Consider the following 19,661-nt stretch of genomic DNA (forward strand, 5'->3'; position numbering starts at 1 on the left):
GGACTACTCCGCCGGGCGCCGCCCCTGGTTGATCCGGCGCACAGCGGCCAGCATCCACTCGCCCGGGCGCCGGCGCCGGCCGATCAGCGTGGTGAAAGGGCTGTGCCGCAGCACCAGGCCCGGGTGGGCCCCGTGGACCCGGCCGGGCTCGCCGATCGGGCCGTCCACGTTGTCGATGTCGTTGTCCGGGCGGCGCGTGCGCTGCGAGCCCAGCCCGAGCCGGCGCACGCCCAGCAGCGCGTCGGTCACCGCGGGGGTGAAGCGCTGGGCCAGGCCGAACGCGGCGGCCGCCCCGCCGACCGGTATCTCCCGGCGGGGGTGGGCGGCGGCGTAGAGGATGGTCTCGGCCACGAGCTCGGGTGTGTAAACGGGCGGAGGCGGCTTGACCATGGTGCCGAGCCGGCTGCGGGCGTGCTCGAAGAACGGGGTGTCGATCGAGGCGGGCAGGATGGTCGTCACCGCGATCGGGGCGCCCTCCTGGGCCAGCTCGCTGCGCAGGCTGTCGTGCAACGCGCGGACGGCGAACTTGCTGGCCGTGTACGGAGCCTGCAGCGGCACGCTGCGGACACCTTCGGCCGACACGACCCCGATCAAGGTGCCACCCCCGGCCCGGCGCAGGGCGGGCAGGGCGGCCTGGATGCCGTGCAGTTGGCCGAGGAAGTTGACCCGCATCACTCGCTCGAACTCGGCGCTGCTGATGTCCTCCACCCGGCCCCAGATGCCGACGGCGGCGTTGTTGATCCAGGTGTCGATCCGCCCGAACCGCTGCTCGGCCGCCTCGGCCAGGGCGGTCACCGCGTCCGGGTCGGCGACGTCGGTCGGCACGGCCAGCGCGGTTCCGCCGGCTGCGGTGATCTGCTCGGCCAGCGAGTCGAGCGCTGTCGTGGTCCGCGCCGCGCAGACCACCCGTGCGCCTCGGGCCGCGAAGGCCAGGGCGGTGGCCCGGCCGATGCCGCTGGACGCTCCGGTGATCACCACGACCTGGTCGGGTACGGGTACAGGCATGCGTAGCCACTACCCCGATCGAGGTCGCTTAGTGCGCTTTCCGGCACCGGACCCACGAAGAAGGGCGCCGCCCGGAGGCGACGCCCTTCTCCACTGAATCCGGATCAGCAGCGGCCCTTGGTGACCACCGGCTCCTTGCTCGCCGAGACCTTCACACAGGCGAACGCGCCGTCGGCCGTCACCTGGGCGACGCCGCCGCGGACGACGGCGGCCTTGACGCCGTCGCCCTCCGCGTTGCGCTCGGCCACGGCCTGCTTGAGGTAGGTGTTGACGTTGCCCTTCTCCAACTGGCGGAGCTGGACGTCGAGGGCGAGCAGGCGCGCCTCGGTGTACGCCGTGTCGCCGTCGAGGCCGCTGAGGCCGCCGCCCGCGGACGGGCTGGTGGCGCCGGCGCCGGCCAGGCCGGAGGTCAGCTTGCTCGGGTCGATCTTCGTGGCGCCCTCGGGGACCGCGATCTCGGAGCCCGTGGTGACCTCGAAGCGCAGCGCGGCCCGGCCGGTCGCGCCGTCGATGAACTGCAGGAAGTTCACCTCGATGGCGGTCAGCTTCTCATCCTTGATCCACAGGTCGAGGGTGATCGGCCGCTCCTTCGGCGCCTTCGGGAGCTCCTTGGTGACGTCGGTGCCGAACTCCTTGCCGAAGACCCCGGCCAGCCGCTTGAACTCCTCGTACCCCTTCGTGGTGGACGAGGTCACCGTGAGGTGGGCCGGGTCGGCCGAGTCGCGGACGATCTGGGCGGACTCGAACAGGTTCTTCGCGCTCGTCTGGATCTCGCTCTGCAGCTTGGCCGCCTGAGCCGGGTCCTGCGTCGGCGTGGCCTTGCCGAGCGCGCCCTCGGTCACCTTGGCCACGTCGACCGAGACCCACTTGCCGTCGAAGAGCGCGGAGGCCTCGGGCAGCTCGGACGACAGGCCCTGGCGCATCTCGGTGATGTCGCTCGCGGCCGCGCCGAACTTGGTGGCCAGCTCCTGCACCGGCGCCTTGACGTAGACGACGCCGTCGACGACCCGCAGCTCGGTGCCGGTCACGCCGTCGATGGTGGCCGACAGCGACGCGCGGTCGTCCTTGTCGCCCTCACCGGCCTTGTCGGTGGCGATGGTGAACGACGAGTTGAACAGCTTCTTCAACGTGTCGGCGTCGGGCACGTCGGCCGGGTCCTCGAGCTTGAGGCCGGCGGCCAGGTCGTCGGGGCTGCCGGTGAGCTTGACCGTGAAACCGGTCTGCTTGGCCTCGGACAGCTGCGAGGCGGCGTTGCGCAGCTCGAGCTTGGGCTCGATCTGCTTGATCTGCTGGGCGCACGCGCCGGCGAAGGCCAGAGCGGTGGCACCGGCGGCGGTTCCCGCCAGGAGGCGCTTAACGCGCATTTTGGTTCTCCCCGTGATAAAAGTCAGCAACCTAGGGTGCTGCATCGACGTCCGACGCGCCATAGACGAACGTACTAATCCTTGTCAACGGGTGACTGAGTCCTTGATCACGGAGCGCCATGCTTGCCCGCGCAAGCGGGCAAGGGCGTCGCCGTGGCGAAAAACGGATTCCGGGCGCTGAGGTCAGTGCCGTTCCGCTGGTACTTCGGCGGGCAGATCGCGTCGGCGAGCGGCACCTTCCTGCAACAGACGGCGATCGGCTGGCTCGTGCTCCAGCTGACCGGCTCCGCCTCGGCGCTGGGCCTGGTGCTCGCTGTGGGCGGGTTGCCGTCGCTGCTGCTGGGCCCGTGGGGTGGCAGCATCGCCGACCGGTTCGACCTGCGGCGGCTCCTGATCGTGACGCAGGCGATCTACGGGGCGCTGGCCCTGGCCATCTGGATCGCGGCCACCACCGGGCACGCCGGGGTGCCGCTGGTCATCGCGATCGGCGTCGCCGGCGGCATCGTCGGCATCGTGGACTCGCCGGCCCGGCAGGCCTTCGTGTCGTCGCTGGTGCCCCCGGACGACCTGGCCAGCGCGGTCAGCCTCAACGGGGTCGTGATGAACAGCGCCCGGGTCGTCGGCCCGGCCGTGGCCGGCGTGCTCATCGTCGCGGTCGGCGTCACCCCGTGCTTCCTGGTCAACGCGATCTCGTACCTGGCCGTGATCGGGGCTCTCCTGCTGATCCGCCCGCTCGGCGGCCCCCGGCACAAGCCCACGCACGCGACCGGCGTGGCCGCCGCCGTCCGCTACGCCCGCACCCGCCAGCAGGTGTGGCTGCCGCTGACCATGATGGCCCTGGTCGGCCTGCTGGCCTTCAACTTCTCGGTGGTGCTGCCGGTCCTGGCCAAGCAGACCTTCCACGGCTCGGGCGGCACGTACGGCCTGCTCTCGACCATGCTCAGCGTCGGCTCGATCGCCGGTTCCCTCGGCGTGGGCCTGGTCAAGCACCCGCGGCGGCAGTACCTGATCGTCACCGCGCTGGCCTTCGCGGCCGGGCTCGGCGCCACCGCCGCCGCGCCGAATGTGGCCACCGCGACGGTCACCCTGCTGATCACCGGCGCCGCCGGGTTCGCCTTCACCACCCTCGCCTCGACGACGATCCAGCTGCACACCGCACCCGAGTACCGCGGCCGGATCGTGGCCCTCTGGGTCTTCGTCTACATCGGCACGACGCCGATCGGCAGCGTGCTCACCGGCTGGCTCAGCGGCCTCGGCGGCCCCCGCCTGGCGTTGCTGGTCGGCGCGGTCTCGTGCGTGGTCGCCGCCCTGATCGCCGCGCGGGTGAAGACTCCGCCGCACATCGACGACACCCTGCTCGACCTGACGCCGTCCCGGTAATCGTGCTGTTCAGGGACGCGCCGACACAGCGCCCGCCTCCGAGGTACCGCCTTGATATCACCGTGCGACGCGGATACACAGGGCCACATGTCCGCCCTTCTCATCATCGCCGGGCCACCCGGAGCCGGGAAGTCGACCATCAGCTCCATCGCTTCCTCGCGCCTGTCGCCAAGCGTCCTGATCCGCGGAGATGCCTTCTTCCGGTTCCTGGACCAGCGCAAGCAGGAGCCGTGGCGGGCGGCGGCGAAGGAGCAGAACCGGACGGTCATCCGCGCCTGCTGTTGTCTAGCTACCGTCGGGGTGCCCTACTCTGTCGCGAGATGACGTGGCCGAATCGTTCCCCATGACACCGGCTACCGCGGTGTGAATGCGCGGCTAGCGCGAGGCGAACCAGCGGTCGGCAATCGCCGTGTGCAGGCTGAAGCCCAGTTCCTGGGGCGCGGCCAGGATCTCCCAGCCCAGCGACTCGTCGTTCGGCTCGGGCAGGGGCATGTCGGACACGTGGGCCAGCGCCGGCAACAGCCCGAAGACGAGCAGGGTTCCGTCCGGGGCGCTCCGGGTGTCGTACAGGCGTACCTCGGAAGGGTCTGCTCTGAGCCCGGTCTCCTCGAAGAGTTCGCGGACGACGGCCTCGGGCCACGCCTCGCCGAAGTCGATGAAGCCGCCGGGCAGCGCCAGCTGGCCGGCGGCCGGGGGAATGGCGCGCCGGACCGTCAGCAGGCCGCCGCCGACCGGCTGCACCGCCACCCCGACCGGGGTGGGGTTGCGATAAGTGGTCTCACCGCAGGCGCCGCAGCGGCGCGGCCACTCCCGTACGGCGCCGAAACGGGCCCCGCAGAACGTGCAATGCAGGAACCGGTCAGGCATGCAGCGGCGAGTTGCACGCGGCGACCAGCGCCTGCCGGCACGCGGTCGTCAACGGGCGCAGCGCCGCGTCGCGCTGCTGAGCCTCGAAGCCGTTCACCGCGCCGCCCGGCGCGCTGGTCCCGGCCAGCGCCAGCACCTGGTCGAGCACACTGGCCCGGGCGAACAGCCGCCGCGCGCGGGGGTCGAAGCCCGGCGGCAGCGTGGCCGTGCTCTCCGGGCGGCGCAGCGCCTGCAGAGCGCCGGCCAGCTCGGGTTTCCACTGGGCCACGTCGAGCTTGGTCAGTTGCGCGGTGGCCTCGCTCAGCGCGAGGGTCAGCTCGCCCTCGGCCTCGGCCGCGCCCATCTGGAAGACCGGGCGGTAGCCCTCGACCGGGAAGTAGCGCCAGACCACCGTCTCGAATTCGACGCCGGAGCCGGAGACGTGCCGCCGCACGTCGGGCACCACGCCGAAGTCCGGGGTCATCACGGCCTCGCCGGCCAGCATCGCGGCGCCGGTCAGCTCGCCCGGGCCGGGCAGGCCGCGCGGGTCGCCGGGCGCCGGCAGGACCAGCCGGATGTCGTCGGGGTGCACCTTGGCGAAGGCCGGCAGGCCCTGCGGCAGCGGGACGTCGGTCCAGGTGCCGGGCGCGTCGGCGAACAGGTGTTCCTCGTCGTGGGCGATCTCGTCGGCGAGCTCGTCGAACGGCACGAGCCCGGCACGCCAGGCGCGAACCCAGGACACGAACCGGGTGGAGCGCCGCGTGGTGCGGGTGGCCGCATCAGCTGCGGGGGACATGCGAGCAAGGGTACGTGCCCACCGGGAAGCTTGTCTCGGCCGGAGAGTCATAAGTGGCGTGTCCGAGCCCACGGGTTACGGTGCCTGGCATGTATGGGGAGGACGTGCTCAAGGGCGACTGGCGTAAGCGCCGGACCGTGCCCGAGGTGGACGCCGAGCGGGACCTGGTGGTCGAGGACGCGGAGTCGGGCTTCTGCGGTGCGGTGATCGGCTTCGAGTTGGGCGCGGTGGTGCTCGAGGACCGGTTCGGCAAGCGGCGCAACTTCCCGCTGGCGCCGGCCGCGTTCCTGCTCGACGGCAAGACGGTGACGCTGCGCAAGCCGGCCGCGGCGCCGGCGCAGGCCCAGCGGCGGGTCACCGCGTCCGGCTCGATCGCCGTCGACAACGTGCGCGCGCAGGTGGCGAAGGCGAGCCGCATCTGGGTCGAGGGCATCCACGACGCGGCCCTGGTCGAGCGGATCTGGGGCGACGACCTGCGTATCGAGGGCATCGTGGTGGAGCCGCTGGACGGCATCGACGACCTGGCCGCGGCGGTGCGGGAGTTCCAGCCGAGCTCGCGGCGGCGGCTGGGCGTGCTGGTCGACCACCTGGTGGCCGGCTCGAAGGAGAGCCGGATCGTGTCCTCGGTCACCGATCCGAACGTGCTGGTCACCGGCCACCCGTACGTCGACATCTGGCAGGCGGTCAAGCCGGAGCGGGTGGGCCTGTCGAAGTGGCCGGTGATCCCGCCCGGCCGGCCCTGGAAGGAGGGCATCTGCCAGGCCGTCGGCGTGCGCGAGCCGGCCGACATGTGGCGGCGGATCCTGCGCTCGGTGAGCAGCTACAAGGACGTCGAGACCCCGCTGATCAACTCGATGGAGCGGCTGATCGACTTCGTCACGGTCCCATGACCGTCGCGAGGCGCCGCGCGGCCTCGGCCAGGCGGTCCGGCGGCTGCGCGGCGTAACCCAGGATCAAACCCGGCGGTCCGGGTGTCAGGCGGTGCCACGACAGGGGGTGCGTGAGTACGCCGGTACGGGCGGCCGCGCGCTCGGCGAGCACCGTGTCCGGCGTGTCCCCATCGGTCATGATCAGCAAGTGGAGCCCGGCCGCGACGCCGGTGACCCGGCCGCCCGGCAGGTGCTGCCGCAGCCCGGCGAGCAGGGCGTCACGCCGCCGCCGCTGCCGGGACCGGACGGTCCGCAGGTGCCGTTCGTAGTCACCGGACGCGAGCAGCCGGGCCAGCACCAGCTGCGGCAGGGCCGGGTTGCCGAGGTCGCTGTCGTGCTTGGCCGCGAGCAGTTCGGCCTGCATCGGCCGGGGCGCCACCAGCCAGCCGAGGCGCATCCCGGGCGCGAGCGATTTGGAGACGCTTCCGCAGTACGCGACGTGATCGGGCGCCGATCCTTGCAGGGCGGCCACGGGCGCCCGGTCGTAGCGGTGCTCGGCGTCGTAGTCGTCCTCGATGATCAGCCCGGGCCAGGTCAGCAGCGCCCGCCGCCGGGCCGGGCTCAGCACCACCCCGGTCGGGAACTGGTGGGCCGGGGTCAGCAGGACCGCGTCCTGCGTCAGCGCGCCGACCTGGAGCCCCTGCTCGTCGACGGGCACCGCCTCCGGGCGTACACCCCAATGCGCGAGCTGGTCCCGCGCCCCGCGTGACCCCGGGTCCTCGACCGCGACAGCGGTCCGGTTCCGCGCGTGCAACGTCTGCGCCAGCAGGGCTAGGGCCTGGGCGACGCCGCCGACCACTATGACGTCGTCCGGTTCGCAGCGCACCCCGCGGATCCGGGCCAGCCACGACGCCAGCTCCGTGCGCAGCCGGGGCGCGCCGCCCGGATCGCCGTAGCCGAGGTCGGCCGCGGTGATCTCGTCGAGGACCGCCCGCTCGGCCCGCAGCCAGGCCGCGCGCGGGAAAGCGGCGAGGTCGGGAACGCCGGGGGAGAGGTCGATGTCGATCCCCTCGGGCGGCGGCAGCGGCAGCCGGATCGCGGCCAGATCGCGGCGGCGGTCGGTGGTCCGGGCCGAGGCCGCCGGCGCGGCCGTGACCACCGTGCCGGCGCCGGTGCGCGCGGTGGCCAGCCCTTCGTCGACGAGCCGTTGGTACGCGTCGACGACGACCCCGCGGGAGACGGCGAGTTCGGTGGCGAGCTGCCGGGTGGCGGGCAGCTTCGCGCCGCGGGTGAGACGGCCGGTGGTGATCGCGGCCCGCAGCGCGCCGGCCAGCCAGGCGGTGAGGCCCTTGGGCGGCGCCTCGGCCGGCCGGAGCTGGAGGAAGTCGGACATTGGTCCTCCCGGGCGGTCCGCGATTGGTCCTTCAATCGGACCATACCGCCGACGAGCATGAGGGACGTGACATCTTTGCCCGCCCTTTCGGGCGCCCTCGGAATGGTCTTCGTCGGCGGCAGCGTCGCCGTCTCCGGCGTGCTCGGCGACGCGCCCGCCCTGACCGTGCAGGCCTTGCGGTACGCGGTGGCCTGCCTGCTGCTGGTGCTCTACGCCCGCGTCATCGGCCGCCGGCTGGTGCGCCCGCGCCGCGCCGAGTGGCTGTGGCTCGGCGGGGTCGTGCTCACCGGCATGTTCGTGTTCAACCTGGCCCTCGTGCACGGCGCCCGGCACGCCGAGCCGGCGGTCCTCGGGGTGGCGGTGGCCTGCGTGCCGCTGCTGCTCGCGGTCGGCGGTCCGCTGCTGGAGGGCCACACCCCGGCCCCGCGCCTGCTGCTGGCGGCCGCGGTGGTCACCGCGGGCGCGGTCCTGGTGCAGGGCCTCGGCCGGGCCGACGGGATGGGGCTGGTGTGGGCGCTGGTCACGTTCGTCTGCGAGGCCGGCTTCACGCTGCTGGCCGTGCCCCTGCTGAACAGGCACGGCCCGCTGGGCGTATCGGTCCACTCCACGTGGATGGCGGCCGGGGTGTTCGGGCTCGCGGCCCTGTTCCTGGAGGGCCCGTCACCCCACCTGCGCGCCGCGCACGTGTTCGCCGGGATCTACCTCGCGGTCGCGGTGACGGCCTTGGCGTTCGTCCTCTGGTACACGTGCGTGTCCCGGCTCGGCTCGGCCCGCGCGGGCTTGCTCACCGGCATCGCCCCCATCGCCGCCGCGGCGGCGGGCGTGGCCCTGGGCGGCCCGATGCCGAGCCCGCTGGTGTGGGCGGGGATCGCTTTGGTGGCGCTCGGACTCGCCGTGGGCATGGCCCCGCGCCGACACCTCCCGGCGGCCGCCTCGTCCCCGCTCCCCGGACCTGAAGTCATGCCCTCGCTTTCCCCGCCGACCGTGCCGCTGGCGCTGGCCGCCGCGTCCCCGCCCGCGGTTGCCGCCGCGCCTCTGACGCCTTCCGCCACGCTCCCGCCCGCGCCTCCAACGCCTTCCGCCACGCCCCCGCCCGCGCCTCTGACGCCTACCGCCCTGCCCACGATCGCCGCGCCGTCCCCGAATCCGGGATCCGCCGCTGAGCCCACCGCCCTTTAGCCGTCTGCACCCCGCCGCCATGCTCGCCGCCTCGGCCCTCTCCGCCCGTCGCGCCTTCGGCGCCTTTCCCGCCCGCCGTCTCTCCCTCCGCGCCCGCAGCCATGCCCGCCGTCTCTCCCTCCGCGCCCGCAGCCATGCCCGCCGCCTCGCCCTCTGCGCCTGCCACGCCCGCCGCCTCGCCCTCTGCGCCTGCCACGCCCGCCGCCTCGCCCTCTGCGCCTGCCACGCCCGCCGCCTCGCCCTCTGCGCCTGCCTCCTCCGCCGCCGCGCCCGCCGCGCGCGCCGCGCCCGCCGCGCGCGCCGCGCCCGCAGCCTCGGCCTCCGCGCCCGCAGCCATGCCGCGCCCTCTGCGCCCGCCGGGCCCGCCGCTTTCTCTCCGCGCCTGCCGTCTGCCGCCCGCTCGCCGCCCGCGGCCGCTGTCGGCTGACTTCTCGCTATGTCTTCGGTCTGCCGCCGGTCGAGCGAATCAGTGATACGTATTGTTCGTATCGTCGCTCCGGTGGCGTGCTATGGTTGCCGTATCGGCGATACGCAGAAGGCGTATCGACATGATCATTTGAGGTGAGACTCATGGCCGTAGCTGTTGTCACCGGTGCCTCGCGCGGGATCGGCCGCGCCGTCGCCATCGCCCTCGGCGCCGCCCGCCACGACGTGGTCGTCGGTTACGCCGGCTCGGCGGGTGCCGCTGAAGAGACCGTCTCGCTGGTCACGCAGGCCGGCGGGCGTGCCGTGGCCGCTCAGGCCGATGTCGCCGACGAGCAGGCCGTGGCCGGCATGTTCGATCTGGCCGAGAAGGAGTTCGACGGGGTCGATGTCGTGGTCAACTCGGCCGGGTCGATGGTGCTGTCCCCGCTGGTCGACCTGAACCTCGACGACCTCGACCGCATGCACCGCACCAACATTCGGGGCAGCTTCGTGGTCGCCCGCGAGGCCGCCCGCCGCCTGCGCGACGGCGGCGCCATCATCATGATCTCCACGTCCGTGGTCGGCCTGCAGTTCCCGTCGTACGCGGGCTACGCCGCCAGCAAGGGCGCCGTGGAAGCCATGATTCTGGTCCTGGCCCGCGAGCTCCGGGGCCGCAACATCACGGTGAACGCGGTGGCCCCCGGCCCCACCGCCACCGATCTGTTCCTGAACGGCAAGGACCAGTCCGTCATCGACAACCTGGCCAAGCAGCCCCCGCTGGAGCGCCTGGGCCAGCCCGAGGACATCGCCCAGGTTGTCGCCTTCCTGGCCGGCCCGGCCGGCCACTGGGTGAACGGCCAGACCGTCCGAGCCAACGGCGGCATCATCTGACCCGCCGCGGCCCGGCGGTTGCCAGAGGCTGGGCCTCGTCGGAGCGTCCCCGGTTCGGCGGTTGCCGGGGCTGGGGTGTGTCAGGCCGGCTCGGTGCGGTGGTCGTAGGCGTCGCGGGCGGCGTGTACCTGGGCTGCCCGGCGGCCGCTCCATGAGCAGAGGACCTTGGTCTCCTCGGCGATCTCGGCGCCGAGCGGGGTGAGGGCGTAGATGACCTGCGGCGGGGCGGCCTCGCCGTGCACTGTGCGGCTGACCAGGCCGTCGCGCTCCATGGTGCGCAAGGTCTGCGCCAGCATCTTGCGGCTGATCCCGCCGACCGAGCGCTGCAGCTCCGAATAGCGCTGGGCGCCGCGCTCGCGGAGGCTCATCAGCATCAGCAGAACCCACTTGTCGGCCAGGTCGACGAAGACGTCGCGGCTCGGGCACGCCGCGTCGAGGAGGTCCATCTCCCGGTTCGGATCGATCTGTACGGCATCGACGGCCGCGTGGCGCTGTGACACAGCATCCAACTTACACCTGCCCTGTCGGGAAGACTTGGTAACCAAGAGAGACTTAGACTCTTGCGTAAACCAGCTACACCGAGGAGCAGTTCATGTCCGAGACCATCCGCCGTCCGCTCGTCGCCGTCGCTTACCACTCCGGGTACGGGCACACCGCCGTACTGGCCGAAGCTGTTCGCCGTGGCGCTGAGAACCAGGGCGCCGACGTGGCCCTGATCGCCGTGGACGCCATCACCGAGGACCAGTGGCGGCAACTGGACGACGCCGACGCGATCATCTTCGGGGCGCCCACCTACATGGGTGGCGCCTCGTCGGCCTTCCACGCCTTCGCCGAGGCGACCAGCGGCCGCTACCTCGCCAACCGCTGGGCTGACAAGATCGCCAGCGGCTTCACCAACTCGGCCTCCAAGAGCGGCGACAAGCTGAACACGCTCAACTTCATGACCGCCCTGGCCGCCCAGCATCACATGCTCTGGATCGGCCTGGGCCTGGCTCCGGGGTGGAACGCCACGACGGCCGCCGAGCACGACCTCAACCGGCTCGGCTTCTGGCTCGGCGCCGGCGCGCAGACCCCGCAGGACGGCGGCGTCGACACCGTCCACGCGGCCGACGTCGCCACCGCCGAGCACCTGGGCCGGCGCGTCGCCCACCAGTCCGCGATCAACGCCGCCGGAAAAGCGCTGCTCGCCGCCGCGGCCTGACAGCGCGAAGAATCAGGCGAGGTGGGACGGGTCGCGACTGAAGACGAAGGTGGCGATGTCGAGGCGGTCGACCTCGCCGTCCGGGGTGCGCAGGACGGCGAGGATCTCGCCCTCGTTCTCGCCGTCCACGCCGCGCCAGCGGTCGGGGGCCTCGCGGGTGAACCGGGTCCAGTGAAACGGTCCGGTCATCTCCAGGGCGGCGCCGTCGGCGACGATCTCGTACTCGCGGCCCATCCACCACCATCGGCCCACCAGCGACGCCGCCTCGCCGGTCGGGGGCGACGGCGGCTGCCACGGCGCGGGCGGGGCCGGCGGCTCGGCGTCCAGCACTGCGGTCAGGGCTTCCAGGCTCACCTCTCGGATGCCGGTGCCCCTCAGGCCGTACGCGTTGGCGAAAGCGACGACCCCGATCCGGCTGCGCCGGTGCACCGCGAGGAAGGCGTTGTAACCGGGCATGGAGCCGCCGTGGCCGACGAAGACGCGCTCGCCCACCCGGAACAGCTGGGGGCCGAGGCCGTGGCCGGCGGTCCACGACTCGAGGTCACTGATCACCACCGGCGCGCACATCTCGTCGACCGTTTCGCGGGAGAGCACCGCCGGGGCGGGGTCGGTCCAGAACGCCGCCCACTTGGCCATGTCGGTGATCGTCGACCAGAGCTGGCCGGCCGGGGCCATCGCGCCCGAGTCGAGGCGCGGCTCCTCGTGCGTCGTGCCGCCCAGCGCGTGCACCACATAGCCGCGGGCGAAGGGCTCCACCGGAGCGTACGTCGTGCGTTTCATGCCCAACGGGTCCAGCACCCGCTTGCCGACCAGCGTCGCCCAGCTCTCGCCCGTCACCTTCTCCAGGACCGCGCCTAGCAGGCCGTAGGCCAGGTTCGAGTAGCGGAAGCGGCGGAACGGCGGGCCGGCCACCTTGTCGTACCCGAGCTCGGCCAGCAGTTTGTCGACGTCACCGCCGGGGGCGCGTTCCCACCAGGCGCCGTCCGGCTCGCGTTGCAGGCCGGAGACGTGGCCGAGCAGCTGGCGCAGGGTCACGCCGCCGATCGGGGTGCCCGGCAGGTGGCGGTAGAGGAGGTCGTCGAGGGCGAAGAAGCCCTCGTCGCGCAGCTGCATGACCATGGTCGCGGTCAGGGTCTTGGTGATCGAGCCGAGACGGTACTGCGTTTTCGCGTCCGGCCGGGGGTGCTCCCCGGCGAAGGACTGGTGCAGCACCGCCCGGTCCCGCACGATGGCCAGGGCGAAGGACGGCGTACGCCCGTCGGCCTGCGCCCGCGCGGCGATCTCATCGACCCGCCGGCCGGTCTGCGGTAGCAGCGATGGAAGCGGCGACACGGAGGACCCTCTCGATAAACGACTGATGGGTACAACTGTGTACTACGGATTGAGTGTCGCCCCCGATGCACCGAATCTGCGCTCGGTGTATGGGAAGTCGCCGTACGTGCGCGAGCGTGCAACGATCGACGTGTGGAAGCGGTTCTCTGGATCGTGCTAGGCATCGCGTTGGCGATCGCCGAGGCGTTCACGGCCACGTTCCTCATCATCTTCTTCGCGGCGGGCGCGCTCGCCGCGGCCGGCGTGGCCGCCCTGGGCGCGCCGCTGCTGGTTCAGGTGATCACGTTCGCGCTCGTCTCCGGCATCTCGGTCGGCGCGCTCCGGCCGATCATCATGCGGCACGCCCGGCCCGCCTCCGAGACCGGCGAGACGCCGTTCGGGGTGGAGGCGATCGAGGGCAGCCACGGGCTGGTGCTCGAGGAGGTCGACGCCGACCGGGGGATGATCAAGCTGGACGGGGAGCTCTGGCAGGCCCGGTCCTTCGACGGCAACGAGAAGTACCTACCCGGCGAACGCGTCCGGGTCATCAAGGTCAAGGGCGCCACCGCCATCGTGTGGCGCGACGACCTGCCCAACATATAGAGAGGCGCCATGGAAGCTGTGATCGGTGTACTCGTCATCGTGATCGTGGTCTTCGCCATCGTCACGTTGCTCCGGTCCGTCCGCATCGTCCCCCAGCAGCGTATGGACGTGGTGGAGCGCCTGGGCAAATACAAGCGGACCCTGTCCCCGGGTCTGAACCTGCTGGTGCCGTTCGTCGACTCGGTGCGCAGCAAGGTGGACATGCGCGAGCAGGTCGTCTCCTTCCCGCCGCAGCCGGTGATCACCTCGGACAACCTGGTCGTCTCGATCGACACGGTGCTCTACTTCAAGGTGGTCGACCCGGTCCGGGCCACGTACGAGATCGCGAACTTCCTCCAGGCGATAGAGCAGCTGACCGTCACGACGCTGCGTAACGTCATCGGCTCGCTCGACCTGGAGCGTGCTCTGACCAGTCGTGAGGAGATCAACCGGCACCTGTCGTCGGTGCTGGACGAGACCACCGGCCGCTGGGGCATCAAGGTCACCCGCGTCGAGATCAAGGCGATCGAGCCGCCGCCGAGCATCCGCGACTCGATGGAGAAGCAGATGCGCGCCGAGCGGGACCGCCGCGCCGCGATCCTGAACGCCGAGGGGCACAAGCAGTCGCAGATCCTCACCGCCGAGGGTGAGAAGCAGGCGGCGGTGCTGCGCGCCGACGGTGACCGGCAGGCCCGCATCCTGCAGGCCGAGGGCCAGGCCAAGGCCATCCGTACGGTCTTCGACGCGATCCACACGGCGAACCCGTCGCAGAAGGTTCTGGCCTACCAGTACCTTCAGGCCCTGCCGCAGATCGCCAACGGCTCGGCCAACAAGGTCTGGATCGTGCCGACCGAGCTGACCAAGGCCCTCGACGGTCTGGGCGGCGCGCTGGGCGGGCTGGCCAACATGGCCGGCGACGCCCCGAAGGCGGGGGTCGACGCGGCCGCCGTCGAGCGTGAGGCGGTGGCCGCGGCGCAGGCCGCGGCGGCCGAGGCCAACAAGATCAACGAGGCCGTACGGGAGGCGGAGGCGCAGGTCAGCGGCGACCCCGACAAGACGGCCGCCCTGCCCGCTCCCGAGCCGATTCCGCCGTCGGCCGCCCTCGGCGGCGCCGACTACAACGGCGCGGCCGACCTCGAGGGGCGACGCGAGCGCGCCTGACGTTTTTGATCACGGCCGGCCCGAACGGGTCGGCCGTGTCGCGTCCGAGCGGGGATAATCATGCTGCCGCCCGGTTCCTCGCGCGGCCACGGATGCTTCAGGAGGCACGGATGTCTGAGTCCACCGCAAATTCCGAGACCCCGGACGAGACGCCGGAAGCCGAGCAGCCCGAGGAGTTCCTCAACCGCGCCGCCCGCCGGGCGGCGAAGGGCAAGGCCAAGGGCCATTCGCATCACACCGAGCACACGCACGGCGGCCCGCACGGCCGCGGCGCGGTGCAGAGCCCGCGGCAGTACGGCAACCGCCGCAGCGGTTGATCAAGGAGGGCCTTCAGTCAGGTCAAGGGCGGCCGGTGGGGTGGTTGGATGGGGTCGTCGCGGCCCAGCTCCCAGAACGCCACAGCTGCGGCCGCGGCGACGTTCAACGAGTCCACGTTGCGGCGCATCGGGATCTTCACCGGTACGTCGCTGGCGGCCATCGCGTTCTTCGACAGGCCGGGACCCTCCGCCCCGAGGAGCAGGGCGGTGCGCTCCCGCTGAGATGCGGTGAGCCGCTGCAAGGCCACCGCGTCAGGGTCGGGGGTGAGGGCCAGCACGGTGAACCCGGCGTCCCGCAGCTGTTGCAGGCCCGACGGCCAGGGCTCGAGGATCGCGTACGGCACCGCGAAGACCTCGCCCATGCTCACCCGCACGCTGCGCCGGTAGAGCGGATCGGCGCATGTCGGCGAGAGCAGCACGGCGTCGATGCCGAGCGCCGCCGCCCCGCGGAAGACCGCGCCGATGTTCGTGTGGTTGTTGACGTCCTCGAGCACGGCCACCCGGCGGGCGCCCTCGACGACCTCCGCGGCCGACGGCAGCGGCCGGCGGTGGAACGACGCCAGCACACCCCGGTGCACGTGGAAGCCGGTCACCTTCTCCAGCACCGACGGCACTGCCGCGTAGACCGGCGCGTCGTCCGGCAGGTCGGCGATCTGGCCGGTCCGCTTGGCGTCGATCAGGTAGGACCGGGGCCGGTATCCGGCCCGCAGCGCCCGCCGCAGCACCAGCTCGCCCTCGGCGATGAACAGCCCGTTCGGCGGCTCCCACTTCGTCCGCAGTTCCAGGTCGGTCAGCGCGTGGTAGTCGCCCAGCCGTTCGTCGTCCGGGTCGGTGATCTCGAAAACCACTGAAGTCAGTCCACCCGGTACGTCAGGTGGGTGGCGTGACCCGAGGCCCGCACGTGGATCTGGCGCAACTGCCGGGGCGACGCGCCCTGGAACAGCGGGGTGCCCGACCCGAGCAGCACGGGGGCCAGGTGCAGCCGCAGCTCGTCGACGACGCCGGCCTCGATCGCGCCGCGGATCACCGCGCCGCCGCCCATGACCACCACGTCCCGGCCGTCGGCCAGCGCGGTCGCCTTCGCCACCGCGCTACGCACACCGTCCACGACGAAGCTGAACCGGTCGCCGAGGCGTACCGAATCGGGCGGGTTGGAAGTGACGACCAGCACCGGCGGCGCCGTGTTGAGCCCGGCGCCGTAACCCTCCTCGTCGTTCCACCCGTGCGGGCCGTCGACGACGTCGAACAGGGCCCGCCCCATGACGACAGCGCCGGTCGCGTCGGTCGCCTCCTGAAGCACCGCACGGTCGATCGCGTCACCCTCGAAGACCCACCGGTGCAGCGCGTCGCCTCCGGTGCCGAGCCCGTTGTCCGGGCCCGGATCAGGCCCGGTGACGTACCCGTCCAGCGAAACCGAGATGTCGGCGACCACCTTTGTCATGCACCGAGCATGCCATTCAGGTCTTCGGGATCAACCGGCCACCCGTCCAGGCGAGGCCGGTTCCGGCCGCGAGGAGCAGCAGGGCGCCCACGGTCGGCAACGGCTGCCGGGCCTCGGCGCCGGCGCCGAGGGCGACCGCGGCGAGCATGAGCAGTACGCCGTCGGCCGGGTTGACCAGGCGCGAGCGGAACACCGCCCAGCCCATCACCAGCCACCCGACGCCGGCCGTCGCGGCCGCGGTCACCGCGACCAGGCGCAGCTGATCGGCGGTGAGTGGCGCCCCGGCGGCCACCGTCCCTTTGGGCAGCGCGGCCAGCGGCAGGGTCAGCACCTGCCCGCCCAGCCCCAGCAGCAACCCGGTCAGCGCGGTCCGCCGGGTGCGGGCGCCGGCCAGCAGCCCGGCCAGGGCGATCAAGGCGATGGCGGCCAGCCAGTTGGCGGCCAGCTCGACGACTAGGGGCCCGGGTGGCGTGTCGATGCCGAGCGTGGTCCAGCCGTACAGCAGGGCCGCCGCCGGCAGCGCCCACAGGGCCAGGCGCGCGTACCGCCGTACACCCCAGACCCAGACCGCCTCCCGCACCGGAAGATGATCGTCGTGTCCGGCCGAGCCGGCGGGCGGGGTCGCGGCACCGACCCAGGCCGGGGAGACCCGCAACGGTCGTCCGCTGGCCGTGCGGTGATGGCTGATGGTCATGGGTGTGCCCTCGCGTCGGCTCAAGCCGAACGGCCCGGGGGTAACCGTCGGGAATCCTGGCCGAAGCCTCGCAAATGGCGGAGGTCCCCGCACCCGGTTCGGCGGAAAAAACGCCGATAGGCTGTCGCCGATGATTGAATTGCGCACCGAACGCCTGCTTCTGCGCCAGTGGCGCGACGACGACCTCGACGCCTGGGCCGACCTCAACGCCGACCCGGCGGTCCGCGAATTCTTCGGTACGGTGCTGACCCGCGACGAATCACTGGGGTCGCTGAATCACTTCCGCGCCGAACTGGACGCACGCGGCTGGGGCTGGTGGGCCGTCGAGGCGCCGGACGAAGGCGGCCTGATCGGCATGGCCGGCCTCGACCCGGTCGACGACCAGGTGCCGTTCGAGGGCACCGAGGCCGGCTGGCGCCTGGCCCGCAAGACCTGGGGCAAGGGGTACGCGACGGAAGCGGCACGAGCGGTTCTCGAGTACGGGTTCACCCAGCTCCGCCTGCCGGAGATCCTGGCCATCGCCGCCGCCGGCAACGTCCGCTCGCACGCGGTGATGCGCCGCCTCGGCATGACCCACGACCCGGCCGACGACTTCGACGACCCGACGGCGCCGCCCGGCCCGTTGCGCGCCTCGGTGGTGTACCGCCTGCGGAACCCGGCCCTGGCACCCTAGGGGCATGAGCGAAGAGCTTCCGGTCGCATCGCTGGCCGAGCTGCGGCGGCGGCGCAGCGAGAAATGGCGGACCTTTCCCGACGACGTCCTGCCCCTGTTCGTGGCCGAGATGGACTACGACCTGGCCCCGCCGGTGACGGCGGTGCTGACCGAGGCGGTGCGCCGCGGCGACCTGGGCTACGCGTCGTCCACTCCGGACCTGGGCCGGGCCCTGGCCGGTTTCGCCGGCCGGCAGTGGGGCTGGGAGATCGACCCGGCCCAGGTCACGGCGGTCACCGACGTCGGCGTCGGGGTGGTCGAGCTGATGCGCGTGCTGACCCGCCCGGGCGACGCGGTGGTGATCAGCCCGCCGGTGTACTCACCGTTCTTCGACTGGGTGCCCGAGGTCGGCGCCCGCGTCCTCGAGGTGCCGCTGGCCCGCCACGAGTCCGGCTACCGCCTCGACCTGGCCGCGCTGGAGGCCGCGTTCGCCACTCACCCGGCGGCGTACGTGCTCTGCAACCCGCACAATCCGGTCGGCCGCGTGCACACCCCCGGCGAACTGGCCGAGTTGGTCCGGCTCGCGCGCCTGTACCGGGTGCCACTGATCAGCGACGAGATCCACGCCCCGCTCGTGCTGCCCGGCGCGACCTTCACCCCGATCCTCACCGTGCCCGGGGCCGGGGAGGTGGCGGTCAGTGTCATCTCGGCCAGCAAAGCGTTCAACACGGCCGGCCTGAAGTGCGCGGCTGTCGTCACGGCCGACTCCCGCATGGCCCAGGCGGTGACCCGTTTCCCGCCGAACCCCGACGATCGAGTCGGCCACCTCGGGGTGCTGGCCACCATCGCCGCCTTCACCGAGGGCGACGCGTGGCTGGCGGCGCTGCGGACCACGCTCGACCGGCGCCGCACCCAGCTCGGGGACCTGCTGCGCGCCCATCTGCCCGCCCTGGGCTGGACTCCGCCCGAGGCCACGTACCTGGCCTGGATCGACGCCTCGTCCCTGGGCCGCGACGCCGCCGCGCGCGACCGTTTCCTCGCCAAGGCTCGCGTGGCCCTGGAACCGGGCACGAAATTCGGGGCGGCGGGCTCGGGTCACGTACGCCTCAATTTCGCCACCAGCCCCGACATCCTCACCGAGGCGGTCCAGCGGATGGCCGCCGCCATGCCCTGACCGAAGAGTCGGCGAAATGAGGTGATTTGTAGCAGTACGGTGGAGGGCAGGGAGCCGTCCAGCGGGGGTGTGTAGCGGTGTCGTCCGGATCGGGTACGGGCTCCGGCGGAGACCAGCACCTGCTGGCCCTGCTGCGAGCGATCCGCCTGCGCCAGGCCGCCCCCGACGCGGTCGCCGCCGGCATCGCCGACGCCGCGGCCGCGCTGCACGAGCTCACCAGCGAGGGCGAGGAGGGCAACCATCCCGCCCTGCCGCCGGGCGAGAGTCACAGCGCTCTACCACCGGCCCCACCCCGCCTGGGCCTCCCCCCGGCGTCTCCCCATGACGCGGCTTCCCCCGGCGTGGCTCCTCCCTACGGTGCGGCTTCCCCCGGCGCGGCTCCTCCCTACGGTGCGGCTTCCCCCGGCGTGGCTCCTCCCTACGGTGCGGCTCCTCCCCACGGCGCAGCTTCCCCTCGCGGCGCGGCCTCGTCGTATGCGGCGGGCGAGGGCGGCGGCTCCGGTCAGCAGTTGCGGCCTCGCTGGGCTGCCGGAACTCCAGGTTCGACGGGTCCGAACAGGCCCGGTGTCCCGCCCTTCTCCGACGACAGATCCGGCGTCCCGCCGCTCCCGGGTGACAGGTCCGGCGTCCCGCCGCTCCCGGGTGACAGGTCCGGCGTCCCGCCGCTCCCGGGTGACAGGTCCGGCAACCTCCCGCTCCCGGGCGACAGGTCTGGCGTTCCACCTCTGCCCGGCGATAGGTCCGGCGTCCCTCCCTTCTCAGGCGACCGGGCCGGCGCGCCCTCCGACGGGGCCGGAGAGCATGGCGCGGCGGAACCCGTTGTCACCCCGCCGATCGGGCCGTCGGGCGGCGGCCGCGTCGTTCATTCGCCGATGGCGGGCGACGGCGAGCCGCCGTACTTCGACGACCTAGCGGCGGAAAATGCCGATATCTCACCCGTCGGGCGAAGTTTCTGGGACAGGCGCCCGGTCCGGCCCGGCTTGTCGCGACCGCACGGCGA

21 protein-coding genes are annotated in these 19,661 nt (G+C 72.5%); 11 read left to right on the top strand and 10 right to left on the bottom strand.

Going from position 1 to position 19,661, the window contains the following annotated elements; translation table 11 throughout:
* Positions 1–3: 3 nt before the first annotated feature.
* On the bottom strand, positions 4–1,005 hold the full coding sequence (locus ACGFJ7_RS25730; RefSeq protein WP_392644179.1) for an SDR family oxidoreductase: 1,002 nt from the start codon (positions 1,003–1,005) through the stop codon (positions 4–6).
* Positions 1,006–1,109: 104 nt separating this feature from the next.
* Positions 1,110–2,369 carry a hypothetical protein gene (locus ACGFJ7_RS25735; RefSeq protein WP_392644181.1) on the bottom strand — a complete coding sequence of 420 codons (1,260 nt, stop codon included), beginning with the start codon at positions 2,367–2,369 and terminating at the stop codon, positions 1,110–1,112.
* A gap of 153 nt (positions 2,370–2,522) precedes the next feature.
* Between ACGFJ7_RS25735 and ACGFJ7_RS25740 the strand changes: the two genes are divergently transcribed.
* The gene (locus ACGFJ7_RS25740; RefSeq protein WP_360259580.1) at positions 2,523–3,749 is read left to right on the top strand and encodes an MFS transporter; all 1,227 of its coding nucleotides are present in this window, start codon (positions 2,523–2,525) and stop codon (positions 3,747–3,749) included.
* 87 nt (positions 3,750–3,836) lie between these two features.
* A complete protein-coding gene (locus ACGFJ7_RS25745; protein WP_360259583.1) occupies positions 3,837–4,073 on the top strand; it encodes a hypothetical protein in 237 nt (78 codons plus the stop codon).
* Between the two features lie 51 nt (positions 4,074–4,124).
* Here ACGFJ7_RS25745 and ACGFJ7_RS25750 read toward each other — a convergent pair whose 3' ends face one another.
* Complete coding sequence (locus ACGFJ7_RS25750; protein ID WP_392644183.1) at positions 4,125–4,616, bottom strand: NUDIX domain-containing protein; 492 nt, start codon at positions 4,614–4,616, stop codon at positions 4,125–4,127.
* Positions 4,609–5,391: a hypothetical protein gene (locus tag ACGFJ7_RS25755; protein WP_360259588.1), complete on the bottom strand. Its 783-nt coding sequence runs from the start codon at positions 5,389–5,391 to the stop codon at positions 4,609–4,611. Before ACGFJ7_RS25755 ends, ACGFJ7_RS25750 begins: the two co-directional genes overlap by 8 nt.
* A gap of 89 nt (positions 5,392–5,480) precedes the next feature.
* Here ACGFJ7_RS25755 and ACGFJ7_RS25760 point away from each other — a divergent pair, with 89 nt between their 5' ends.
* Positions 5,481–6,281, top strand: coding sequence for a DUF3097 domain-containing protein (locus ACGFJ7_RS25760; protein ID WP_360259590.1), 801 nt, complete (start codon positions 5,481–5,483; stop codon positions 6,279–6,281).
* Here the strand turns inward: ACGFJ7_RS25760 and ACGFJ7_RS25765 are convergent.
* The gene (locus ACGFJ7_RS25765; RefSeq protein WP_392644186.1) at positions 6,268–7,653 is read right to left on the bottom strand and encodes a PLP-dependent aminotransferase family protein; all 1,386 of its coding nucleotides are present in this window, start codon (positions 7,651–7,653) and stop codon (positions 6,268–6,270) included. The two genes, ACGFJ7_RS25760 and ACGFJ7_RS25765, sit on opposite strands and share 14 nt — an antisense overlap.
* Positions 7,654–7,710: 57 nt before the next feature.
* Here ACGFJ7_RS25765 and ACGFJ7_RS25770 point away from each other — a divergent pair, with 57 nt between their 5' ends.
* Both ACGFJ7_RS25770 and ACGFJ7_RS25775 read left to right on the top strand, forming a co-directional pair.
* Positions 7,711–8,832, top strand: coding sequence for a DMT family transporter (locus ACGFJ7_RS25770; protein ID WP_392644187.1), 1,122 nt, complete (start codon positions 7,711–7,713; stop codon positions 8,830–8,832).
* A 570-nt stretch (positions 8,833–9,402) separates the two neighbouring features.
* The gene (locus ACGFJ7_RS25775; protein ID WP_392644189.1) at positions 9,403–10,128 is read left to right on the top strand and encodes an SDR family oxidoreductase; all 726 of its coding nucleotides are present in this window, start codon (positions 9,403–9,405) and stop codon (positions 10,126–10,128) included.
* Positions 10,129–10,208: 80 nt separating this feature from the next.
* Here the strand turns inward: ACGFJ7_RS25775 and ACGFJ7_RS25780 are convergent, their stop codons facing one another.
* Positions 10,209–10,628 (bottom strand): helix-turn-helix domain-containing protein, encoded by a 420-nt coding sequence (locus ACGFJ7_RS25780; RefSeq protein ID WP_360259601.1) that lies wholly within the window; start codon positions 10,626–10,628, stop codon positions 10,209–10,211.
* Between the two features lie 92 nt (positions 10,629–10,720).
* Between ACGFJ7_RS25780 and ACGFJ7_RS25785 the strand changes: the two genes are divergently transcribed.
* A complete protein-coding gene (locus ACGFJ7_RS25785; protein ID WP_360259603.1) occupies positions 10,721–11,329 on the top strand; it encodes a flavodoxin family protein in 609 nt (202 codons plus the stop codon).
* 12 nt (positions 11,330–11,341) lie between these two features.
* Here ACGFJ7_RS25785 and ACGFJ7_RS25790 read toward each other — a convergent pair whose 3' ends face one another.
* Entirely contained in the window at positions 11,342–12,661 is a 1,320-nt protein-coding gene (locus tag ACGFJ7_RS25790; RefSeq protein WP_392644191.1) for a serine hydrolase domain-containing protein, read from the bottom strand.
* Between the two features lie 132 nt (positions 12,662–12,793).
* On the opposite strand from ACGFJ7_RS25790, the gene ACGFJ7_RS25795 reads away from it, so the two are divergent.
* From ACGFJ7_RS25795 to ACGFJ7_RS25805, 3 genes are all read left to right on the top strand, one after another.
* Positions 12,794–13,243, top strand: a complete 450-nt coding sequence (locus ACGFJ7_RS25795; RefSeq protein WP_360259608.1) for an NfeD family protein — start codon at positions 12,794–12,796, stop codon at positions 13,241–13,243.
* 9 nt (positions 13,244–13,252) lie between these two features.
* Positions 13,253–14,383, top strand: a complete 1,131-nt coding sequence (locus ACGFJ7_RS25800) for an SPFH domain-containing protein (RefSeq protein ID WP_360259610.1) — start codon at positions 13,253–13,255, stop codon at positions 14,381–14,383.
* A gap of 110 nt (positions 14,384–14,493) precedes the next feature.
* A complete protein-coding gene (locus tag ACGFJ7_RS25805) occupies positions 14,494–14,700 on the top strand; it encodes a hypothetical protein (protein ID WP_360259612.1) in 207 nt (68 codons plus the stop codon).
* 17 nt (positions 14,701–14,717) lie between these two features.
* On the opposite strand, the gene ACGFJ7_RS25810 is transcribed toward ACGFJ7_RS25805, so the two are convergent.
* Genes ACGFJ7_RS25810 through ACGFJ7_RS25820 form a run of 3 tightly spaced genes read right to left on the bottom strand, consistent with a single transcriptional unit; the run spans position 14,718 to position 16,835 of the window.
* Positions 14,718–15,548, bottom strand: coding sequence for an RNA methyltransferase (locus ACGFJ7_RS25810; RefSeq protein WP_360259615.1), 831 nt, complete (start codon positions 15,546–15,548; stop codon positions 14,718–14,720).
* A 5-nt stretch (positions 15,549–15,553) separates the two neighbouring features.
* The gene (locus ACGFJ7_RS25815; RefSeq protein ID WP_360259617.1) at positions 15,554–16,141 is read right to left on the bottom strand and encodes a dihydrofolate reductase family protein; all 588 of its coding nucleotides are present in this window, start codon (positions 16,139–16,141) and stop codon (positions 15,554–15,556) included.
* A gap of 16 nt (positions 16,142–16,157) precedes the next feature.
* On the bottom strand, positions 16,158–16,835 hold the full coding sequence (locus tag ACGFJ7_RS25820) for a hypothetical protein (protein WP_392644194.1): 678 nt from the start codon (positions 16,833–16,835) through the stop codon (positions 16,158–16,160).
* Between the two features lie 130 nt (positions 16,836–16,965).
* On the opposite strand from ACGFJ7_RS25820, the gene ACGFJ7_RS25825 reads away from it, so the two are divergent.
* Positions 16,966–17,508 (top strand): GNAT family N-acetyltransferase, encoded by a 543-nt coding sequence (locus tag ACGFJ7_RS25825; protein WP_392644196.1) that lies wholly within the window; start codon positions 16,966–16,968, stop codon positions 17,506–17,508.
* A 4-nt stretch (positions 17,509–17,512) separates the two neighbouring features.
* Positions 17,513–18,661: an aminotransferase class I/II-fold pyridoxal phosphate-dependent enzyme gene (locus ACGFJ7_RS25830; RefSeq protein ID WP_360259625.1), complete on the top strand. Its 1,149-nt coding sequence runs from the start codon at positions 17,513–17,515 to the stop codon at positions 18,659–18,661.
* Positions 18,662–19,661: the final 1,000 nt, after the last annotated feature.

This window comes from Actinoplanes sp. NPDC048988 (assembly GCF_043197815.1).
Lineage (GTDB): Bacteria > Actinomycetota > Actinomycetes > Mycobacteriales > Micromonosporaceae > Actinoplanes.